The organism is Citrobacter sp. wls717 (genome assembly GCF_005280955.1).
GTDB classification, from domain to species: Bacteria; Pseudomonadota; Gammaproteobacteria; order Enterobacterales; family Enterobacteriaceae; genus Citrobacter; species Citrobacter werkmanii.
Genome location: NZ_SZWW01000010.1, coordinates 40,131 through 55,630 on the forward strand (window position 1 = coordinate 40,131; position 15,500 = coordinate 55,630).

Genomic DNA, 15,500 nt, shown 5'->3' on the forward strand with positions numbered 1-15,500 from the left:
GCGACCTTTTCAAGGAATAGCATGAAAAAGATTGATGCGATTATTAAACCTTTCAAGCTGGACGACGTCCGTGAAGCGCTGGCTGAAGTCGGCATTACCGGTATGACTGTGACAGAAGTGAAAGGGTTTGGCCGTCAGAAAGGCCATACCGAGTTATACCGTGGTGCGGAATACATGGTGGATTTTCTGCCGAAGGTAAAAATTGAAATTGTGGTTCCCGACGACATCGTCGATACCTGCGTTGACACCATTATTCGTACCGCACAGACCGGTAAAATCGGTGACGGTAAGATTTTTGTTTTCGACGTGGCGCGCGTTATTCGTATTCGTACCGGTGAAGAAGACGACGCGGCAATCTAAGCCGCGCCGTTAATTTGTAGGCCTGATAAGCGTAGCGCATCAGGCAGAGTGATTGCCGGATGTCGGCGTAAACGCCTTATCCGGCCTACTCGCGTAATACATTACAATACTTTATGCGGGCCGAAGCATTCGTAATGAATGTTCTCGTTTTTCACGCCCAGACCGACCAGTTGCTTCGCGGCGAACTGCATAAAGCCGACCGGGCCGCACAGATAAAACTGCATCGCCGGATCGCTGATTGCCCCTTCCAATTTGTTCAGATCCATCAGACCAATGCTATCAAACGCACCTTTCGCGCGATCGGCTTCGTTTGGCTCACGATACCAGGTATGTGCGCTAAAGCGTGGCAGCGTTTTGCCGAGTTCTTTTACTTCATCGGCGAAAGCATGTACATCGCCATTTTCCGCCGCGTGGAACCAGTTAACCTGCGCCGTATGATGAGCTTTTGCCAGCGTATCCAGCATCGCCAGCATTGGCGTTTGGCCCACGCCAGCGGAAATCAGCGACACCGGCGTATCGGTCGCGACGTCCATAAAGAAATCCCCTGCTGGCGCGGCCAGGTGAACCACATCACCGACATTGGCGTGGTTATGTAGCCAGGTTGAAACCTGACCACCGTCCTCGCGCTTCACGGCAATACGGTAGCCTTTGCCATCTGGCTTACGGGTCAGCGAATACTGACGGATTTCCTGATGCGGGAAACCTTCCGGCTTCAGCCAGACGCCCAGGTATTGACCCGGATGGTATTCCGCCACTGCGCCGCCATCGACGGGTTCAAACTCAAAGCTGGTAATCGCGCGGCTTTGCGGCGTTTTCGCCACGATACGGAAAGGACGCGTACCTTCCCAACCGCCGGTTTTGCTGGCGTTTTCGCTGTAGATTTGCGCTTCACGGTTAATAAACACGCCCGCCAGCACGCCGTATGCTTTGCCCCACGCATCCAGCACTTCCTGGCCCGGGCTGAACATTTCGTCCAGCGTGGCCAGCAGGTGACTTCCTACGATGTTGTACTGCTCTGGTTTAATCTGGAAGCTGGTATGTTTCTGGGCGATTTTCTCAACGGCTGGCAACAGCGCTGGCAGGTTGTCGATGTTGCTGGCATACGCGGCAATGGCGTTAAACAGCGCTTCACGTTGGTCGCCATTGCGCTGGTTACTCATGTTGAAAATTTCTTTCAGCTCTGGGTTATGCGTAAACATGCGATCGTAGAAATGGGCGGTCAGCTTCGGACCTGTTTCAACCAGCAGGGGAATGGTGGCTTTCACTGTAGCGATGGTTTGTGCGTCAAGCATACGGTCTTCCTTTATCTGAAACTTTAATGATGTATGTCAAATGCATCTTATAAAAAATACCCCTGCATTGTAAATGGTTCTTTGTAACTTTGCGTTTTAAAGGTTACATCGTGAAAAATCTGCATCACAAACCTGAAAAGAAATCCGTTGAAATTCAGCAGACCTTTGTTCTCCAAAGCCTTGTGTGCCGTGAAGGTAATCGTTTGCGTAAAATCCTTTGTCAAGACCTGTTATCGAAGAATGATTCGGTTATACTGTTGGCCGAAGTCCTGGAAGACTGCCTTTTCAGGCCAAAATTTACTTGTTAGCTGAGTCAGGAGATGCGGATGTTAAAGCGTGAAATGAACATTGCCGATTATGATGCCGAACTGTGGCAGGCTATGGAGCAGGAAAAAGTACGTCAGGAAGAGCACATCGAACTGATCGCCTCCGAAAACTATACCAGCCCGCGTGTAATGCAGGCGCAGGGTTCTCAGCTGACCAACAAATACGCTGAAGGTTATCCGGGCAAGCGCTACTACGGCGGTTGCGAGTACGTTGATATCGTTGAGCAACTGGCTATCGATCGCGCTAAAGAGCTGTTTGGCGCTGACTACGCTAACGTACAGCCGCACTCTGGCTCTCAGGCTAACTTCGCTGTCTACACCGCGCTGCTGCAGCCGGGCGATACCGTGCTGGGTATGAACCTGGCGCAGGGCGGCCACCTGACTCACGGCTCCCCGGTTAACTTCTCCGGCAAACTGTACAACATCATTCCTTACGGCATTGATGAGTCCGGTAAAATTGACTACGAAGACATGGCTAAGCAGGCCAAAGAGCACAAACCGAAAATGATTATCGGTGGCTTCTCTGCCTACTCCGGCGTGGTTGACTGGGCAAAAATGCGTGAAATTGCTGACAGCATCGGCGCATACCTGTTCGTCGACATGGCGCACGTTGCCGGTCTGATTGCCGCTGGCGTTTACCCGAACCCGGTTCCGCACGCTCACGTTGTGACCACCACCACCCACAAAACCCTGGCGGGTCCGCGCGGCGGCCTGATCCTGGCGAAAGGCGGTGATGAAGAGCTGTACAAAAAACTGAACTCCGCCGTGTTCCCAAGCGCGCAGGGCGGCCCGCTGATGCACGTGATTGCGGCGAAAGCCGTGGCGCTGAAAGAAGCGATGGAGCCAGAGTTCAAAGTTTACCAGCAGCAGGTTGCGAAAAACGCCAAAGCGATGGTGGAAGTGTTCCTGAACCGCGGCTACAAAGTGGTTTCCGGTGGGACTGAAAACCACCTGTTCCTGCTGGATCTGGTTGATAAAAACCTGACCGGTAAAGAAGCCGACGCTGCACTGGGTCGTGCTAACATCACTGTCAACAAAAACAGCGTACCGAACGATCCGAAGAGCCCGTTTGTGACTTCCGGTATCCGTATCGGTTCTCCGGCTGTCACTCGCCGTGGCTTTAAAGAAGCGGAAGTGAAAGAGCTGGCTGGCTGGATGTGTGATGTTCTGGACAATATCAATGATGAAGCGGTAATTGAGCGCATCAAAGGTAAAGTGCTTGATATCTGCGCACGCTTCCCGGTTTACGCGTAAGTCATATTGATTGCTGGACCTTATCCGGCCTACAGGTAACTCACCTGTAGGCCGGATAAACGAAGAGACATCCGCCAGTTATAGTGACTTAAGCAAGATTGTTTCATCGACTAAAGCCGCCACTGGCGGCTTTTTCTTAGCCTGAATCCATTTCCGCAATAAGCGCATTTCCCGGCCCTGGTTCAACGTCACTGCGCCGACAATGACGTCATTCTGCAAACTAAACCATATTGCTTTCTGCGCATCAGGATCGCCACGTACGAGCCAACTTTCTCCCTGCATTTCACCAACAAATTGCAGGTTATCACTGTATTGATCGGTCCAGAACCAGCCCGGCGTGGCTTCCGGCAGGGGTAAACCGAGCATCGCGGCGGCGGCGACCTGCGCCTGGAAGTTGGCATTTTCCCAGCTTTCTATGCGTCTTAAGGAGCCGTCCGGCTGGCGAGTGAGCGCCACATCTCCCGCGGCGAAAATCGCCGGGTCGGCGGTCGTGCAGGCGGCATCGACGATAATTCCGTTAGCGGTTTCCAGCCCCGCCTCGCGGGCCAGCGTATCGTTCGCCACGATGCCGATGCCGTAAACGACCGCATCGGCCTTCAGTATTTCGCCGTTTTGCAGCGTGAGCGTGAGAAATTCTCCCGCTTCAGCGTGCTCAATGGCGCTATTGAGCAGCATTCTCACCCCGGCCTGCTGATGGCGGGCTAACAGATAGTCGCGCACCGGCGCAGGCGCATTGCGGCCCATCACCGTTGATGCCAGTTCGACTACCGTCACCCGGCAGCCGCGCTGGGTGGCGCTGGCCGCCAGCTCCAGGCCGATGGTACCCGCACCGACAATCACGATCGATTTTCCTGGCTGTAGCGCAGCCCGGAGACGCTCGGCATCTCTCGCATGACGTAGGGTAAAACAGCGCTCGCCCAGCGCATCCAGCAGCGGTAGCGGTCTGGCGGCGGCCCCGGTAGCCAGCAGCAGCTGAGTCCAGCGGTAGGTTTGCCCATCGGCGAGCGTTAACGTACGCGAGGCGCGATCAATCTCGTGTAGCGTAACGCCCAGATGCAACTGCACGTTGTGTTCCTGCCACCAGCTGGAGGGCAGAACCGGCTGAAGCTGCGGGTTATCGTCCAGCAGCATCGCTTTTGACAGCGGCGGGCGCTCGTAGGCCAGGTGAGCCTCGTCAGAAAAGAGGTGTAACGGTCCGCTAAACCCCTGCTGACGTAGCGCAGCGGCGGCCATCGCTCCCGCCTGGCCGCCGCCGATGATGGCAATAATCTGTTCGTTCATGATGACTCCTTACAGATCCAGACCAGCCGCGACGTGCCGGATCCCACGGATCCCCAGACCGGCGTCGGCATTGATCATCACGCCGCTCAGTGTACGGTTGTTGCGCCGTGACGCCAGCATCACGTACGGGCCGGTAAAATCTGCCGGTTCCGGGAAGAACTGCAGCGGCAGAATGGCGGCGATTTTCTCCGGTGTCAGCGACTGCATAATCGAGGTATCGTTCTGACCGAGCGCCTGCGGGCCACGCAGATCGGTCGCCATGCCGCATGGGCCGACACCGTTCACCCGCACCTTAGGCGCCAGTTCGTAGGCCAACTGGCGAATCAACCCGGTGGCCGCGTGCTTGCTGGCGGTATACAGGGGCCCGCCGCCGCCGGGATACCACGCGGCGTTAGACAGGGTAAAGATGATGCTGCCTTCGCTGGCGATTAATGCCTGGGCGCAGGCTTTGGCGCCCAGCAGATAGCCCAGCACGTTAACGTTAAACAGCTCGTGGAAGCCGCTTTCCAGCGCCTCGGCGGGCGTATTGACCAGCGAAGCGTTGTGATCCCATATACCCGCGTTGCCGATAAAACAGTCCAGCTTGCCGAAGGTGGTGAGGATCCGATCCACCGCGCGCTGGTAGTCGGCATAGCAGGTCACGTTGCCTTCCACCGCCAGTACGTGTTCACCAAAGCGCTGGCGCAGGCTGGCAATCTTCGCTGCGGACAGCTCGAGCGTGGCGACTTTCGCACCTTCTTCAATAAAGCGTTCTACCAGCGCCAGCCCCAGCCCGGAGCCGCCGCCAGTAATAAACACAACGTTATCGCGTAAATCGCTCATCTGGCCTCCTCGGGTAAATCAATAAACACCTCGCCGCCTTCCACATGCACCGCATAGGTGGTGAGCGGATCGGTGGCGGGCAGGCACAACGCTTTGCCGGTTTTCAGGCAGAAGCTGGCGGCGTGCAGCGGGCACTCCACCGTGGCGTCGTCTTCCAGATAACCCTCCGACATCGAGGCGTTACCGTGGCTACAGCGATCGTTAATGGCATAAAACTCACCGCCAACGTGAAACAGCGCGATGACGGGAGAGGTTTCCAGCCGGAGGGCTTCCCCCTCCGGCAGCTCCGTGGCGGAGCAGGCAAATATGCGGCTCATCAGAACAGTACACTCAGGTTGTGGGAGGTGATCACCGCCTGATCGAGCACGATCTCACGCTCCAGTAAGCGCCATTCGTCGCCCGGCAGACGACGGACCTTATCCATGCGCGTGCCGACGTAGAACGTCTCGTCACGCTCTTTTTGTGCGCGGTACAGCAGATAGTTCAGGCGCACGGCGAACACGTCCGGCTGGTCGGTTTCGCTCACCTGCAGGTTGCTGATCATGTGGCGGGTGCGGGAAGGTGGCTCTTCGGCCCACGCCATGCCGGTTTCCAGCCGCGCGATACGGCGTTCAAGCTGGTCTTTATTGTCGTTGAAAATCCAGGTGGTCGGCGGCTGTACGCCTTTACGGCGGTCGCGCGTCTGGGCATTCACCGTGGTGCGCATGGTGTAACGTATGTCGTCATCCAGTTGCGCCAGCCAGCCGCGGAACTGCCAGTCGTCCAGCAGACGCGCTTCTTCATACAGGAACTGGCTGATGCGGTGATGTAGCTCAGGGGAGACTAACGCGCTCATTTCATCACCTCCTGCTGGTATGCGGCGGTTTTTTCCTGCACTTCCTGCCAGCTTTCGCTGCTTAATAAATCGGCCCAACGCTGATACATGCCGCGGGCGGCGGTTTCCGAGAAGATGTAGTTAGTGATCCCCGGAATGCCGTCTTCACGACGTTTTTCCTGGCCGAGACCCATCTCCAGGCACAGGTTGGTGTTGCGTGCCCGGTGGCCTTTGAGCAGTTTTTGAATCTCACACCAGTTTTCCGAGTCGTCCTGCTCAAGGAACCCCGCCGGGCCGAAGGCGCGGGTGGCGCTGTTTTCAAAAGCGGCTTTGACGTCATCAGAGGCGGCTTTATCGGCGATGCAGAACGCCCACACTTCGACTTTGTCCGGCCCACGCGGATGCCAGACGCGCAGCGTGGCGGTGCCGTTCAGCCAGGAGAGCGTGGGGAAAATATTGTTGTGACCGGCGAGACGCAGTGCACGAACCTTACCCAGACGCTGCTCAGCCTCTTCATAGGTATCGCGATAGTAGCTGGAGACTTCGCCGTCGACCCAGACGTTGGCGTCCGGTTTCTCGGTAAAGAAGAAGCCGCTGCCGTGTCCATCCTGGCCGAACTGTAGCGCGTCTTTGGCGGTTTCCCACACCGGGCGGGCGGTTTGACCGTCTCCCAGGCGTTTGTCGCTGCCGTCGTCTTTCGCGCCCAATACCTGTACGGCAGAGGCGTGGCTGAACAACGCGTGATACTGGTCGCTGGCGAACTGTTCAGCGGGGAATTTCCAGTTACAGTCGATGGTCCACTTCTGTACGCCGCCGACGATTTCAGTGCCGCCTTCACGGCGATCCAGCACGCCGTCGAGATACCAGGCGATGTCGCCGAGATAATCGCGAAGATTCGGCGCGGTGGTATCCCAGTTACCGAAAATCAGCCCTTTGTAGCTCTCGACGCATGGCACTTCGTTCAGCCCCCAGTGGGATTTGCACAACCCTTGTGGGTAGGCGCGCGGCTCCAGCGGCACGTCGATCAGCTCGCCGTTAATGCCATACGACCAGCCGTGATACGGGCAGGTGAAGGCGCGGGTGTTACCGCAGTCGGCATAACTCACGCGCATCGCGCGGTGGCGGCACTGGTTGAGAAACGCTTTGATGCTGCCGTCCTTCTGGCGCACCACCACCACGGCGTCTTCGCCCATATAAGTGTTAAAGAAATCGCCCGGTTTGGGGATTTGGCTTTCGTGGGCGAGAAACAGCCAGCAACGTCCGAAGATGCGTTCCAGCTCCAGTTGGTAAATTTCAGGGTCGGTATAAATACGTGGGGTTACGCGACCGTTTTGCGTGTCGATCAGTCGGTAGATGTCTAAATTTGAGGGTATGGTCATATTTTTTAATCCTGAAAGCTAAGATGTATTGACCTTCTTTTTTTGTACCCTAAGGATGTTGCTGGTTAGTTATCAATCTGTGAAATAGTAAATTTCTACCAGTTGAGACATTTTTTCGATAACAAGGAGAAGGGCATGGAACTGAGGCACTTACGCTATTTTGTGGCGGTGGCGCAGGCGCTGAATTTCACCCGGGCGGCAGAAAAACTGCATACCTCTCAGCCCTCGTTAAGCAGTCAGATCCGCGATCTGGAGACCTGTGTGGGGGTTCCCTTGCTGGTGCGGGACAAGCGCAAAGTTGCGTTAACGGCAGCAGGTGAATGTTTTTTACAGGATGCGTTGGTTATCCTCGAGCAGGCGGAAAATGCCAAAGTTCGCGCCCGTAAAACGGTGCAGGAAGATAACCATTTCGCCATCGGCTTTGTCCCTTCCGCAGAGGTAAATCTGTTGCCCAAAGTGCTGCCTTTGTTTCGTTTAAAACAACCGGATACGCATATTGAACTGGTCAGTTTGATCACCACCGAGCAGGAGGAGAAGATCCTGCGCGGAGAGCTGGACGTTGGCTTAATGCGTCATCCGGTTTACAGCCCAGAGCTGGATTATCTGGAACTGATTCATGAGCCGCTGGTGGTGGTGTTACCGGTGAATCATCCGCTCGCTAATGAGAAAGCGATATCGGCACAGCAACTGCACGGCGTCAATTTTGTCAGTACCGATCCGGCCTATTCCGGCGCGTTAGCGATGATTGTCAAAAACTGGTTTCAGCAGCAAAAAAGCCAGCCCAATATCGTGCAGGTGGCGACCAATATTCTGGTGACCATGAACCTGGTCAGCATGGGGTTGGGGGTGACTTTGATACCCGGTTATATGAATAATTTTAATACCGGGCAGGTGGTTTTTCGCCCTATTGTTGGCGATGTTCCAACCATTGCGCTGCTGATGGCGTGGAAAAAGGGGGCGCTGAAACCGGCGCTGACCGACTTTATCGCCACGGTGCATGAACGTTTAGCCGTGAGCGTTGTGGATTAACGACTACAGCTCGCTAAGCTGCGACTCGACATACAGATAGCCGATGCCCATCAGTTGCTGAGCGCGATTAAGCTTACCGAAACCGATCTGCGTTGCCCGGGCTCGTGGGTTATCGCCATGATCGAACGGATTAAATCCGGTTTGCTGCACCAGCGTATTGAGCCAGCTCTCGCCGAAGGCGCAGCTACGACCATACAGCCAGATTTGATTAATATTTAATATATTTAGAAAATTGTACAGACTCAGGCCAATGGCGCTGGCGGCATGTTCGGCCCACGCCTGAATGCGAACATCTCCGTGCCTCCAGGCATCAATAAGCTGGTCGGTCGTCAGCGTTTGGGGATCATACAGGGATGTCGGTTGCGATTTCATCCACACGCGAGCCTGCTTTTTCAGTGCGCTTAATGACGCCACCGTTTCCAGACACCCATAACGGCCACAGTCGCAGGCAACCCCGTCCGGATCAATTATTGTATGGCCAATCTGACCGCTGCCGTACAAACTACCCCGCCAGATGTTATCGTTAATGACAAACGATGAGCCAATGCCGTAATCAACGTTAATCACACAAAAATCACCGTTAGCCGCCGGATTTTGCCACTTTTCCGCCAGCGCCAGCATCACGCAGTCATTGTCCAGCCGGACCAGCACACCAAGCATCTCCTCAAGCAGGTATTTTATTTCCACCGGTGTTTTCCACGGAGCCTGAGGCATGGTTTTTGATGCGCCGGTAATCGGATCAACCTGGCCGTGCACGCCCAGCGCCAGATTAATCGTAACCTCTGGAAATTGCCGACGGTATTCTCGCCAGTGTGCCGCCAATGCTCTCAGCAGCGCTTTTGGCGTATCAGGATTAATGACCTCATGGCGCCAGTCGCCGACGGCCACCAGACGCGCGTCCGCCAGTTGGCTGGTGATGCTGGTGGGGGTGACGTTGATGCAGAGCGTCCAGGCGCCTGTTTCTGGCAAATGATAACTGCCGCTACTCAAACCGCGCTGGCTTAACGTCTCTCGCGAATGGCTGATTCTCCCTTCATCCATCAGCTCTTCAAGAATATTGCTGACCGCCGGGATCGACAGACTGGTCAGCTGCGCCAACTGCGACTTGCTAAGCTGTTTTTCCCGCCATAGATGCGACAAAAAGATCTGTTTATTTGCTTGACGTACCCTGGCGTTATTGAATCCCGAACGCTGCATACACTTAACTCCCTTTACTATATTGCGTGAGCATTGCGCATTTTAACGCCACTTAACTGCCGCAGAATAGCCTCAGGTTAAATTTTTACTTTTGTTTATTGAGTGGAGAGCGGCATGTACGGTTCAGTTAAAGTCTGGCAGGAAACGATCACCCTCCCAACGTGGACGGTGGGTGAAGAAGACGCTAACCCGATGTTTCTGGAGAAAAGGGTATATCAGGGATCCTCTGGTGCGGTTTATCCCTACGGCGTGATTGATACCCTGACCGGCAAGCGTGAAATGCGCGATTATCAGGCGGTGTGGATGGAGAATGACTTCATTCGCATTATGCTGCTGCCGGAATTAGGCGGACGTATCCATCGGGCGTATGACAAAGTGCAGCAACGTGATTTCGTCTACTACAACGAAGTGGTGAAACCAGCGTTGGTTGGCCTGCTTGGGCCATGGATCTCTGGCGGCATTGAGTTCAACTGGCCGCAGCATCATCGTCCAACCACCTTTATGCCGGTTGATTTTACGCAGCAGCAGGGCGAGCAGGGCGAATATACCGTGTGGATGGGGGAGGTTGAACCCATGCGTGGTTTACAGGTGATGACCGGATTCACACTGTATCCAGATCGCGCGCTGATCGAAATAACCGGGAAGGTGTTTAACGGTAACGCCACGCCGCGCCACTTCCTGTGGTGGGCGAATCCGGCGGTGAAAGGCGGCGACGATCATCAGAGCGTGTTTCCGCCGGATGTAACCGCGGTATTCGACCACGGCAAGCGCGATGTTTCAGCGTTTCCTGTCGCTACTGGCACCTACTACAAAGTGGATTACTCGGCGGGTGTGGATATCTCTCGCTACAAAAACGTACCCGTTCCGACCTCTTATATGGCGGAAAAATCGGATTATGACTTTGTCGGCGCCTGGCACCACGGCGAACGCGGTGGATTACTGCACGTGGCGGACCACCATGTTTCGCCGGGGAAAAAACAGTGGACCTGGGGATACGGCGACTTTGGCGTTGCCTGGGATCGTAATCTCACCGATGACAACGGTCCGTATATCGAACTGATGACCGGGGTCTTTACCGATAACCAACCGGATTTCACCTGGCTTGCGCCGTACGAAGAGAAAGTTTTCGTGCAAAACTTCCTGCCCTACAGCGAACTTGGCATGGTGCAAAACGCCAGCACGCAACTGGCGCTTCGGCTGGTGCGTGAGGGAAGCCAACTTTCAGTGGGCGTTTATGCGATAGCGCCGCTACGCGATGTTCAGGTTACGCTTGCGGCACAAGGGGAGCCGTTCTTTGAGAATACACTCACCCTTGAGCCGGGGCAGAGCTGGTTAGCCGATGTGTCTGACAGAGGCCATGCCCGGGTAACGATGACCGTCACTCGCGCCGATGGCTCCACGCTTTTACAGTACGAAGAGCACATGGCGCAAGAGTTACCACTACCCTCGGCGGCCAGCGCGCCAGCTCAGCCAGAAGCGCTTGCTAATACCGATGAACTCTATTTTATTGGTCAGCATCTGGAGCAGTACAACCACGCCAGCCGCTATGCCGAGGACTATTACCGCCGCGCGCTGGAGGTCGACCCGCTTGATTATCGCAATAATGTGGCTTTGGGGACGCTGGCGCTAAACCGCGCGGACTGGGCATTAGCAGCCCATTGCGCGGGCAAGGCGCTGGAGCGGGCGCACAAGCTCAATAAGAATCCACGTGATGGCGAGGCGAGTATGCTGCTGGCCGCCGCGCAGGAACGCCAGGGCGACGATGAAAGCGCCTGGGATAATTATTATAAGGCGAGCTGGAGCGGCAACTGCCGGGACGCGGCTTTCTGGTCGTTAGCGCGCCTGGCGATGAAACGTCAGGACTATGCCGGCGCGTTGGAAAAAGTCGAGCAGAGCCTGCGTTTTAACGGCAGTAATAACCTGGCGATGGGACTGAAAGCGCTGGCGCTGGCTAAGCTTGATCGCAATGCGCAAGCGCTGGAATACATTCGCCAACAGTTGGTTGATTATCCGCTGAGTTACACCCTGCACTATGCGCGCTGGGCTATTTGCCAGGATGAGGCCACTGCACAGGCGCTAATCTCGATTACCGGGCGGCGCGGTACCAACGCGTGTGAACTGGCTGGCTGGTTGATCGCATTGGGGCAAAAAGATGCTGCCCGTGGCGTGCTGGAACTGCTCGACAGCCAGGAAACGCTACCGATGCTGTGGCGCGCTTCGCTGAGCGACAATCCGCAACCTTTCATCGAACGAGCGCGTAAGTGTCTGCAAAATCGCGTCCGTTTTCCTAATACGCTGGATGAAGTACAGATGCTGCAAACCCTTGAGCAGAGCGCTTTTGCCCGCTATTTGCTCGGCTGTTTCTGGTACAGCAAACGCTGCTATGACGAGGCGGTCTCCTGCTGGCAATTTACCCTTGCGCAGGAGCCGGATTTTGCCCCAGTGCATCGCTTATTGGGTATCTATGCCTGGAACAAACAGCACGATGCACAGCAGGCGATGCAGTATCTGTCGCAGGCCGTAGCACTGGAGCCGCAAAATGCCCGTTTCCTGTTCGAACTCGACTATCTCAAAAAGCTGATGGCGCAACCGACTGAACAGCGTTTGCAACGACTGGAAGCCAGCAAAGATATTGTCTTCCATCGTGACGATCTGACGGTGGAACTGCTTAGTCTGTGGAATGGATTGGGGCGCTACGACGAGGCCGCGGCAATATTACGTGAGCGTGTATTTCATCCGTGGGAGGGGGGAGAAGGCAAAGCCACCGGGCAATATTTGCTGAATCAGATGCATCGCGCACTGGAGGCCGTTCAGTCGGGCGACCCGCAAACCGCCATCACGCAACTGCAACAGGCGCTGCACTACCCGCAAAACCTTGGAGAGGGGCGCCTGCCTGGGCAAACGGATAATGACATCTGGTATTTGCTGGGTTATTGCGCCCAGCAGCAGGGGCATTTCGAGGAGTCCCGGCGCTATTTCTCCCGTGCCACGCGTGGCGGTAGCTCACTGGATGCCGGACGTTACTACAACGACCAGCCGGTGGACTATCTCTTCTGGCAGGGGATGGCGCAGAGAAAACTCGGCGATGATGCACAGGCGGACGCTCTGTTCAACAGCTTCCTGCAATGGGTTGAGTCGCATCGCGACAACGTCCCGGATGTCGATTTCTTTGCCGTATCGCTGCCCGATCTGGTGGTGCTGGATACCTCAGCACAAGCAAAACACCAGCAACACTGCCTGTTTATCAATGCGCTTGGGCATCTGGGGCTGGGAAATAGTTCTGCTTGCCAGCGCGATCTTGATGAGCTTCTGCAACTCAATCCGGCACATGACAAGGCGTTACTGCTGCGTCACGCCATTAACGTAAGGCTGTTCCAGTAATACCCGAAACGGGTGGGGGCAACCTCACCCGAAACCTTCTGTCCCCTGCGTTTCCCTGAAAGAGGAATCATAATGAATAACGCGCAGACACATTTAAAGATTGGTTACGTCTGGACTATCTGCCTGGTTGCCGCCTGCGGTGGTTTACTGTTTGGCTATGACTGGGTGGTGATCGGCGGGGCAAAGCCCTTCTATGAAGCTTATTTTTCGATTACCGATCCGGCGCAATCTGGCTGGGCGATGAGCTCGGCGCTGGTTGGTTGTATCTTTGGTGCGCTGATTTCCGGCTGGTGCGCCGATAAGTTTGGCCGAAAGATGCCGCTGATTCTCTCGGCAATCCTTTTTAGCGCTTCAGCCTGGGGAACAGCAGTTGCCAGCAATTTTGACATGTTTGTTGTCTATCGCATCGTTGGCGGCGTGGGGATTGGTCTGGCATCCGCGCTAAGCCCGCTGTATATCGCTGAGGTCAGCCCGGCGGAAAAGCGTGGTCGCTTTGTTGCCGTTAACCAGCTCACCATCGTCATTGGCGTCCTGGCGGCGCAGCTTATCAACCTGATGATTGCCGAACCTGTCGCCACAGGCGCTACGCAGCAGGCGATTGTGGAAAGCTGGAACGGTCAGACGGGCTGGCGCTGGATGTTTGGCGCTGAATTAGTGCCCGCGGTAATTTTCCTGGTGCTGATGTTCTTTGTCCCTGAATCGCCGCGCTGGTTGGTGAAGGCAGGAAAAGCCGAACGTGCGCGCACCATGCTGCAGCGCATTGGTTCGGCGGAATATGCCGGGCAAACGCTGAAAGAGATTGAACATACGCTACAAAAAGATAACCACAAGGTCGCGTGGTCATCACTGTTACAACCGCAGATCAAACCGATAGTGATTATTGGCATGGTGCTGGCAGTGTTCCAGCAGTGGTGTGGGATCAACGTTATTTTCAACTATGCGCAGGAGATATTTGCTTCTGCCGGATTCGACATCAACGGCACGTTAAAATCGATCGTAGCGACCGGGATCATCAATCTGGTCTTTACCCTTGCCGCTCTGCCGCTGGTGGACAAAATTGGGCGTCGTAAACTGATGCTGTTTGGTGCATCAGGGCTGACGGTTATCTACGTACTCATTGCCGGGGCATACGGGTTGGGCATTCTGGGCTGGCCGGTTTTGGTACTGGTGCTGGCGGCGATCGCCATTTACGCCCTGACGCTGGCCCCGGTAACATGGGTGCTGCTGTCCGAAATCTTCCCCAACCGAGTACGCGGGTTAGCGATGTCGTTCGGCACGCTGGCGTTGTGGGTTGCCTGCTTCCTGCTGACCTATACCTTCCCACTGCTGAATGCGAGTCTGGGCGCATCGGGAAGCTTCCTGCTCTACGGTGTGATTTGCGCGATGGGCTTTATCTATATTCTGCGTAATGTGCCGGAAACCAAAGGCGTGACGCTGGAAGCGCTGGAGGAACAGCTGGCGGCGCAGCATACGAAAGTTGGCGCATCAAGCCAACAACGAAGCACCCGCTAATGAATTCTCTGCTGATGCTTCAAAACGCACATCTACGGATGTGCGTAGATCCGCAGGGCGGTTCGCTATTGAGTCTGGTTTCGTTACAACATCAACGGGCAATATTACGTGAAGGTCATGGTCAGCAGCCCGGTGATTGCGGCCTGTTCCCGATGCTGCCGGTGGCAAACCGGGTGGCGGGCAACCGTTTTATGCTACGTGGGGAAGAGGTTGTGCTACCGCACCATGAGGCGGATGAACACTTCTTCCTGCACGGTGACGGCTGGCTGCAGCGCTGGCGGGTTATCACCGCGACACCAAGCGGTTGTTTGCTACAGTTGCGCAGTTGGCATCCCTGTGGCTACGACTATACGGCGCAGATTTGCTACCAACTGGAAGCGTCGAGCCTGCATGCTTCATTGACGCTCACCCATTGCGGGGAACGACCGATGATCTATGGCTGCGGGTTCCATCCGTTTTTCGCCTTTGATACGTACAGTACGGCCCAGTTCACTGCCAGCGGCTACTGGCCGGAGGGGGAACAGCATCTGCCACTGGACTGGCAAAGTGATATTCCACCCGCAGCGGATTTTATGCATGCGCAATACGGTGAAGATGCCTGGTTGAATGTGGGTTATTCTGGCTGGAGCGGGCGGGCCGTTATTCAGCGCGATGTGATGAAAGTCACGATTTTAGCGCAAACTCCGTGGCTGATGCTGTTCAGAATGTCGGGTGAACCATTCCTGTGCCTGGAGCCGCAGACGCATCCGGTGAATGCCCACCACATGCAGGGGCAGCCGGGATTGCAGGTTTTAGCGCAGGGAGAACGCTGTCATTTTGCGATGCAAATTTGCGTCGAATAGGGCGAAAATCA

Annotated in this window: 13 protein-coding genes; 6 read left to right on the plus strand and 7 right to left on the minus strand. The window is 55.5% G+C overall.

From position 1 onward, the window contains the following. Window positions 1–21 precede the first annotated feature (21 nt). On the plus strand, window positions 22–360 hold the full coding sequence (gene glnB, locus FDX09_RS08140) for a nitrogen regulatory protein P-II (protein ID WP_000717694.1): 339 nt from the start codon (window positions 22–24) through the stop codon (window positions 358–360). 101 nt (window positions 361–461) lie between these two features. Here glnB and hmpA read toward each other — a convergent pair whose 3' ends face one another. Then, complete coding sequence (gene hmpA / locus FDX09_RS08145) at window positions 462–1,652, minus strand: NO-inducible flavohemoprotein (RefSeq protein WP_069324438.1); 1,191 nt, start codon at window positions 1,650–1,652, stop codon at window positions 462–464. A 326-nt stretch (window positions 1,653–1,978) separates the two neighbouring features. On the opposite strand from hmpA, the gene glyA reads away from it, so the two are divergent. Next, on the plus strand, window positions 1,979–3,232 hold the full coding sequence (glyA, locus tag FDX09_RS08150) for a serine hydroxymethyltransferase (RefSeq protein ID WP_032939458.1): 1,254 nt from the start codon (window positions 1,979–1,981) through the stop codon (window positions 3,230–3,232). Between the two features lie 78 nt (window positions 3,233–3,310). Here the strand turns inward: glyA and hcaD are convergent, their stop codons facing one another. The 5 genes from hcaD to hcaE are packed head-to-tail and all read right to left on the minus strand — an operon-like array spanning window position 3,311 to window position 7,528. After that, entirely contained in the window at window positions 3,311–4,513 is a 1,203-nt protein-coding gene (gene hcaD / locus FDX09_RS08155) for a phenylpropionate dioxygenase ferredoxin reductase subunit (protein ID WP_137347038.1), read from the minus strand. Window positions 4,514–4,522: 9 nt separating this feature from the next. Continuing rightward, on the minus strand, window positions 4,523–5,335 hold the full coding sequence (hcaB, locus tag FDX09_RS08160) for a 3-phenylpropionate-dihydrodiol/cinnamic acid-dihydrodiol dehydrogenase (protein WP_085049308.1): 813 nt from the start codon (window positions 5,333–5,335) through the stop codon (window positions 4,523–4,525). Continuing rightward, window positions 5,332–5,652: a 3-phenylpropionate/cinnamic acid dioxygenase ferredoxin subunit gene (hcaC, locus tag FDX09_RS08165; protein ID WP_038642667.1), complete on the minus strand. Its 321-nt coding sequence runs from the start codon at window positions 5,650–5,652 to the stop codon at window positions 5,332–5,334. The genes hcaB and hcaC overlap by 4 nt, the downstream gene beginning before the upstream one ends. After that, a complete protein-coding gene (hcaF, locus tag FDX09_RS08170; RefSeq protein ID WP_087856403.1) occupies window positions 5,652–6,170 on the minus strand; it encodes a 3-phenylpropionate/cinnamic acid dioxygenase subunit beta in 519 nt (172 codons plus the stop codon). The genes hcaC and hcaF overlap by 1 nt, the downstream gene beginning before the upstream one ends. Beyond that, window positions 6,167–7,528 (minus strand): 3-phenylpropionate/cinnamic acid dioxygenase subunit alpha, encoded by a 1,362-nt coding sequence (gene hcaE / locus FDX09_RS08175; protein ID WP_087856404.1) that lies wholly within the window; start codon window positions 7,526–7,528, stop codon window positions 6,167–6,169. The genes hcaF and hcaE overlap by 4 nt, the downstream gene beginning before the upstream one ends. 135 nt (window positions 7,529–7,663) lie before the next feature. On the opposite strand from hcaE, the gene hcaR reads away from it, so the two are divergent. Then, window positions 7,664–8,557, plus strand: coding sequence for a DNA-binding transcriptional regulator HcaR (gene hcaR / locus FDX09_RS08180; RefSeq protein ID WP_085049311.1), 894 nt, complete (start codon window positions 7,664–7,666; stop codon window positions 8,555–8,557). Window positions 8,558–8,560: 3 nt separating this feature from the next. On the opposite strand, the gene FDX09_RS08185 is transcribed toward hcaR, so the two are convergent. Continuing rightward, a complete protein-coding gene (locus FDX09_RS08185) occupies window positions 8,561–9,754 on the minus strand; it encodes an ROK family transcriptional regulator (RefSeq protein ID WP_137347039.1) in 1,194 nt (397 codons plus the stop codon). A gap of 114 nt (window positions 9,755–9,868) precedes the next feature. On the opposite strand from FDX09_RS08185, the gene FDX09_RS08190 reads away from it, so the two are divergent. The 3 genes from FDX09_RS08190 to FDX09_RS08200 all read left to right on the plus strand — a co-directional run bounded on the left by FDX09_RS08190 (window position 9,869) and on the right by FDX09_RS08200 (window position 15,489). Next, complete coding sequence (locus FDX09_RS08190) at window positions 9,869–13,135, plus strand: DUF5107 domain-containing protein (RefSeq protein WP_137347040.1); 3,267 nt, start codon at window positions 9,869–9,871, stop codon at window positions 13,133–13,135. A 72-nt stretch (window positions 13,136–13,207) separates the two neighbouring features. After that, on the plus strand, window positions 13,208–14,647 hold the full coding sequence (locus tag FDX09_RS08195; protein ID WP_137347041.1) for a sugar porter family MFS transporter: 1,440 nt from the start codon (window positions 13,208–13,210) through the stop codon (window positions 14,645–14,647). Beyond that, window positions 14,647–15,489 carry an aldose 1-epimerase gene (locus FDX09_RS08200; protein ID WP_137347042.1) on the plus strand — a complete coding sequence of 281 codons (843 nt, stop codon included), beginning with the start codon at window positions 14,647–14,649 and terminating at the stop codon, window positions 15,487–15,489. Before FDX09_RS08195 ends, FDX09_RS08200 begins: the two co-directional genes overlap by 1 nt. The last annotated feature ends 11 nt before the right edge of the window (window positions 15,490–15,500 follow it).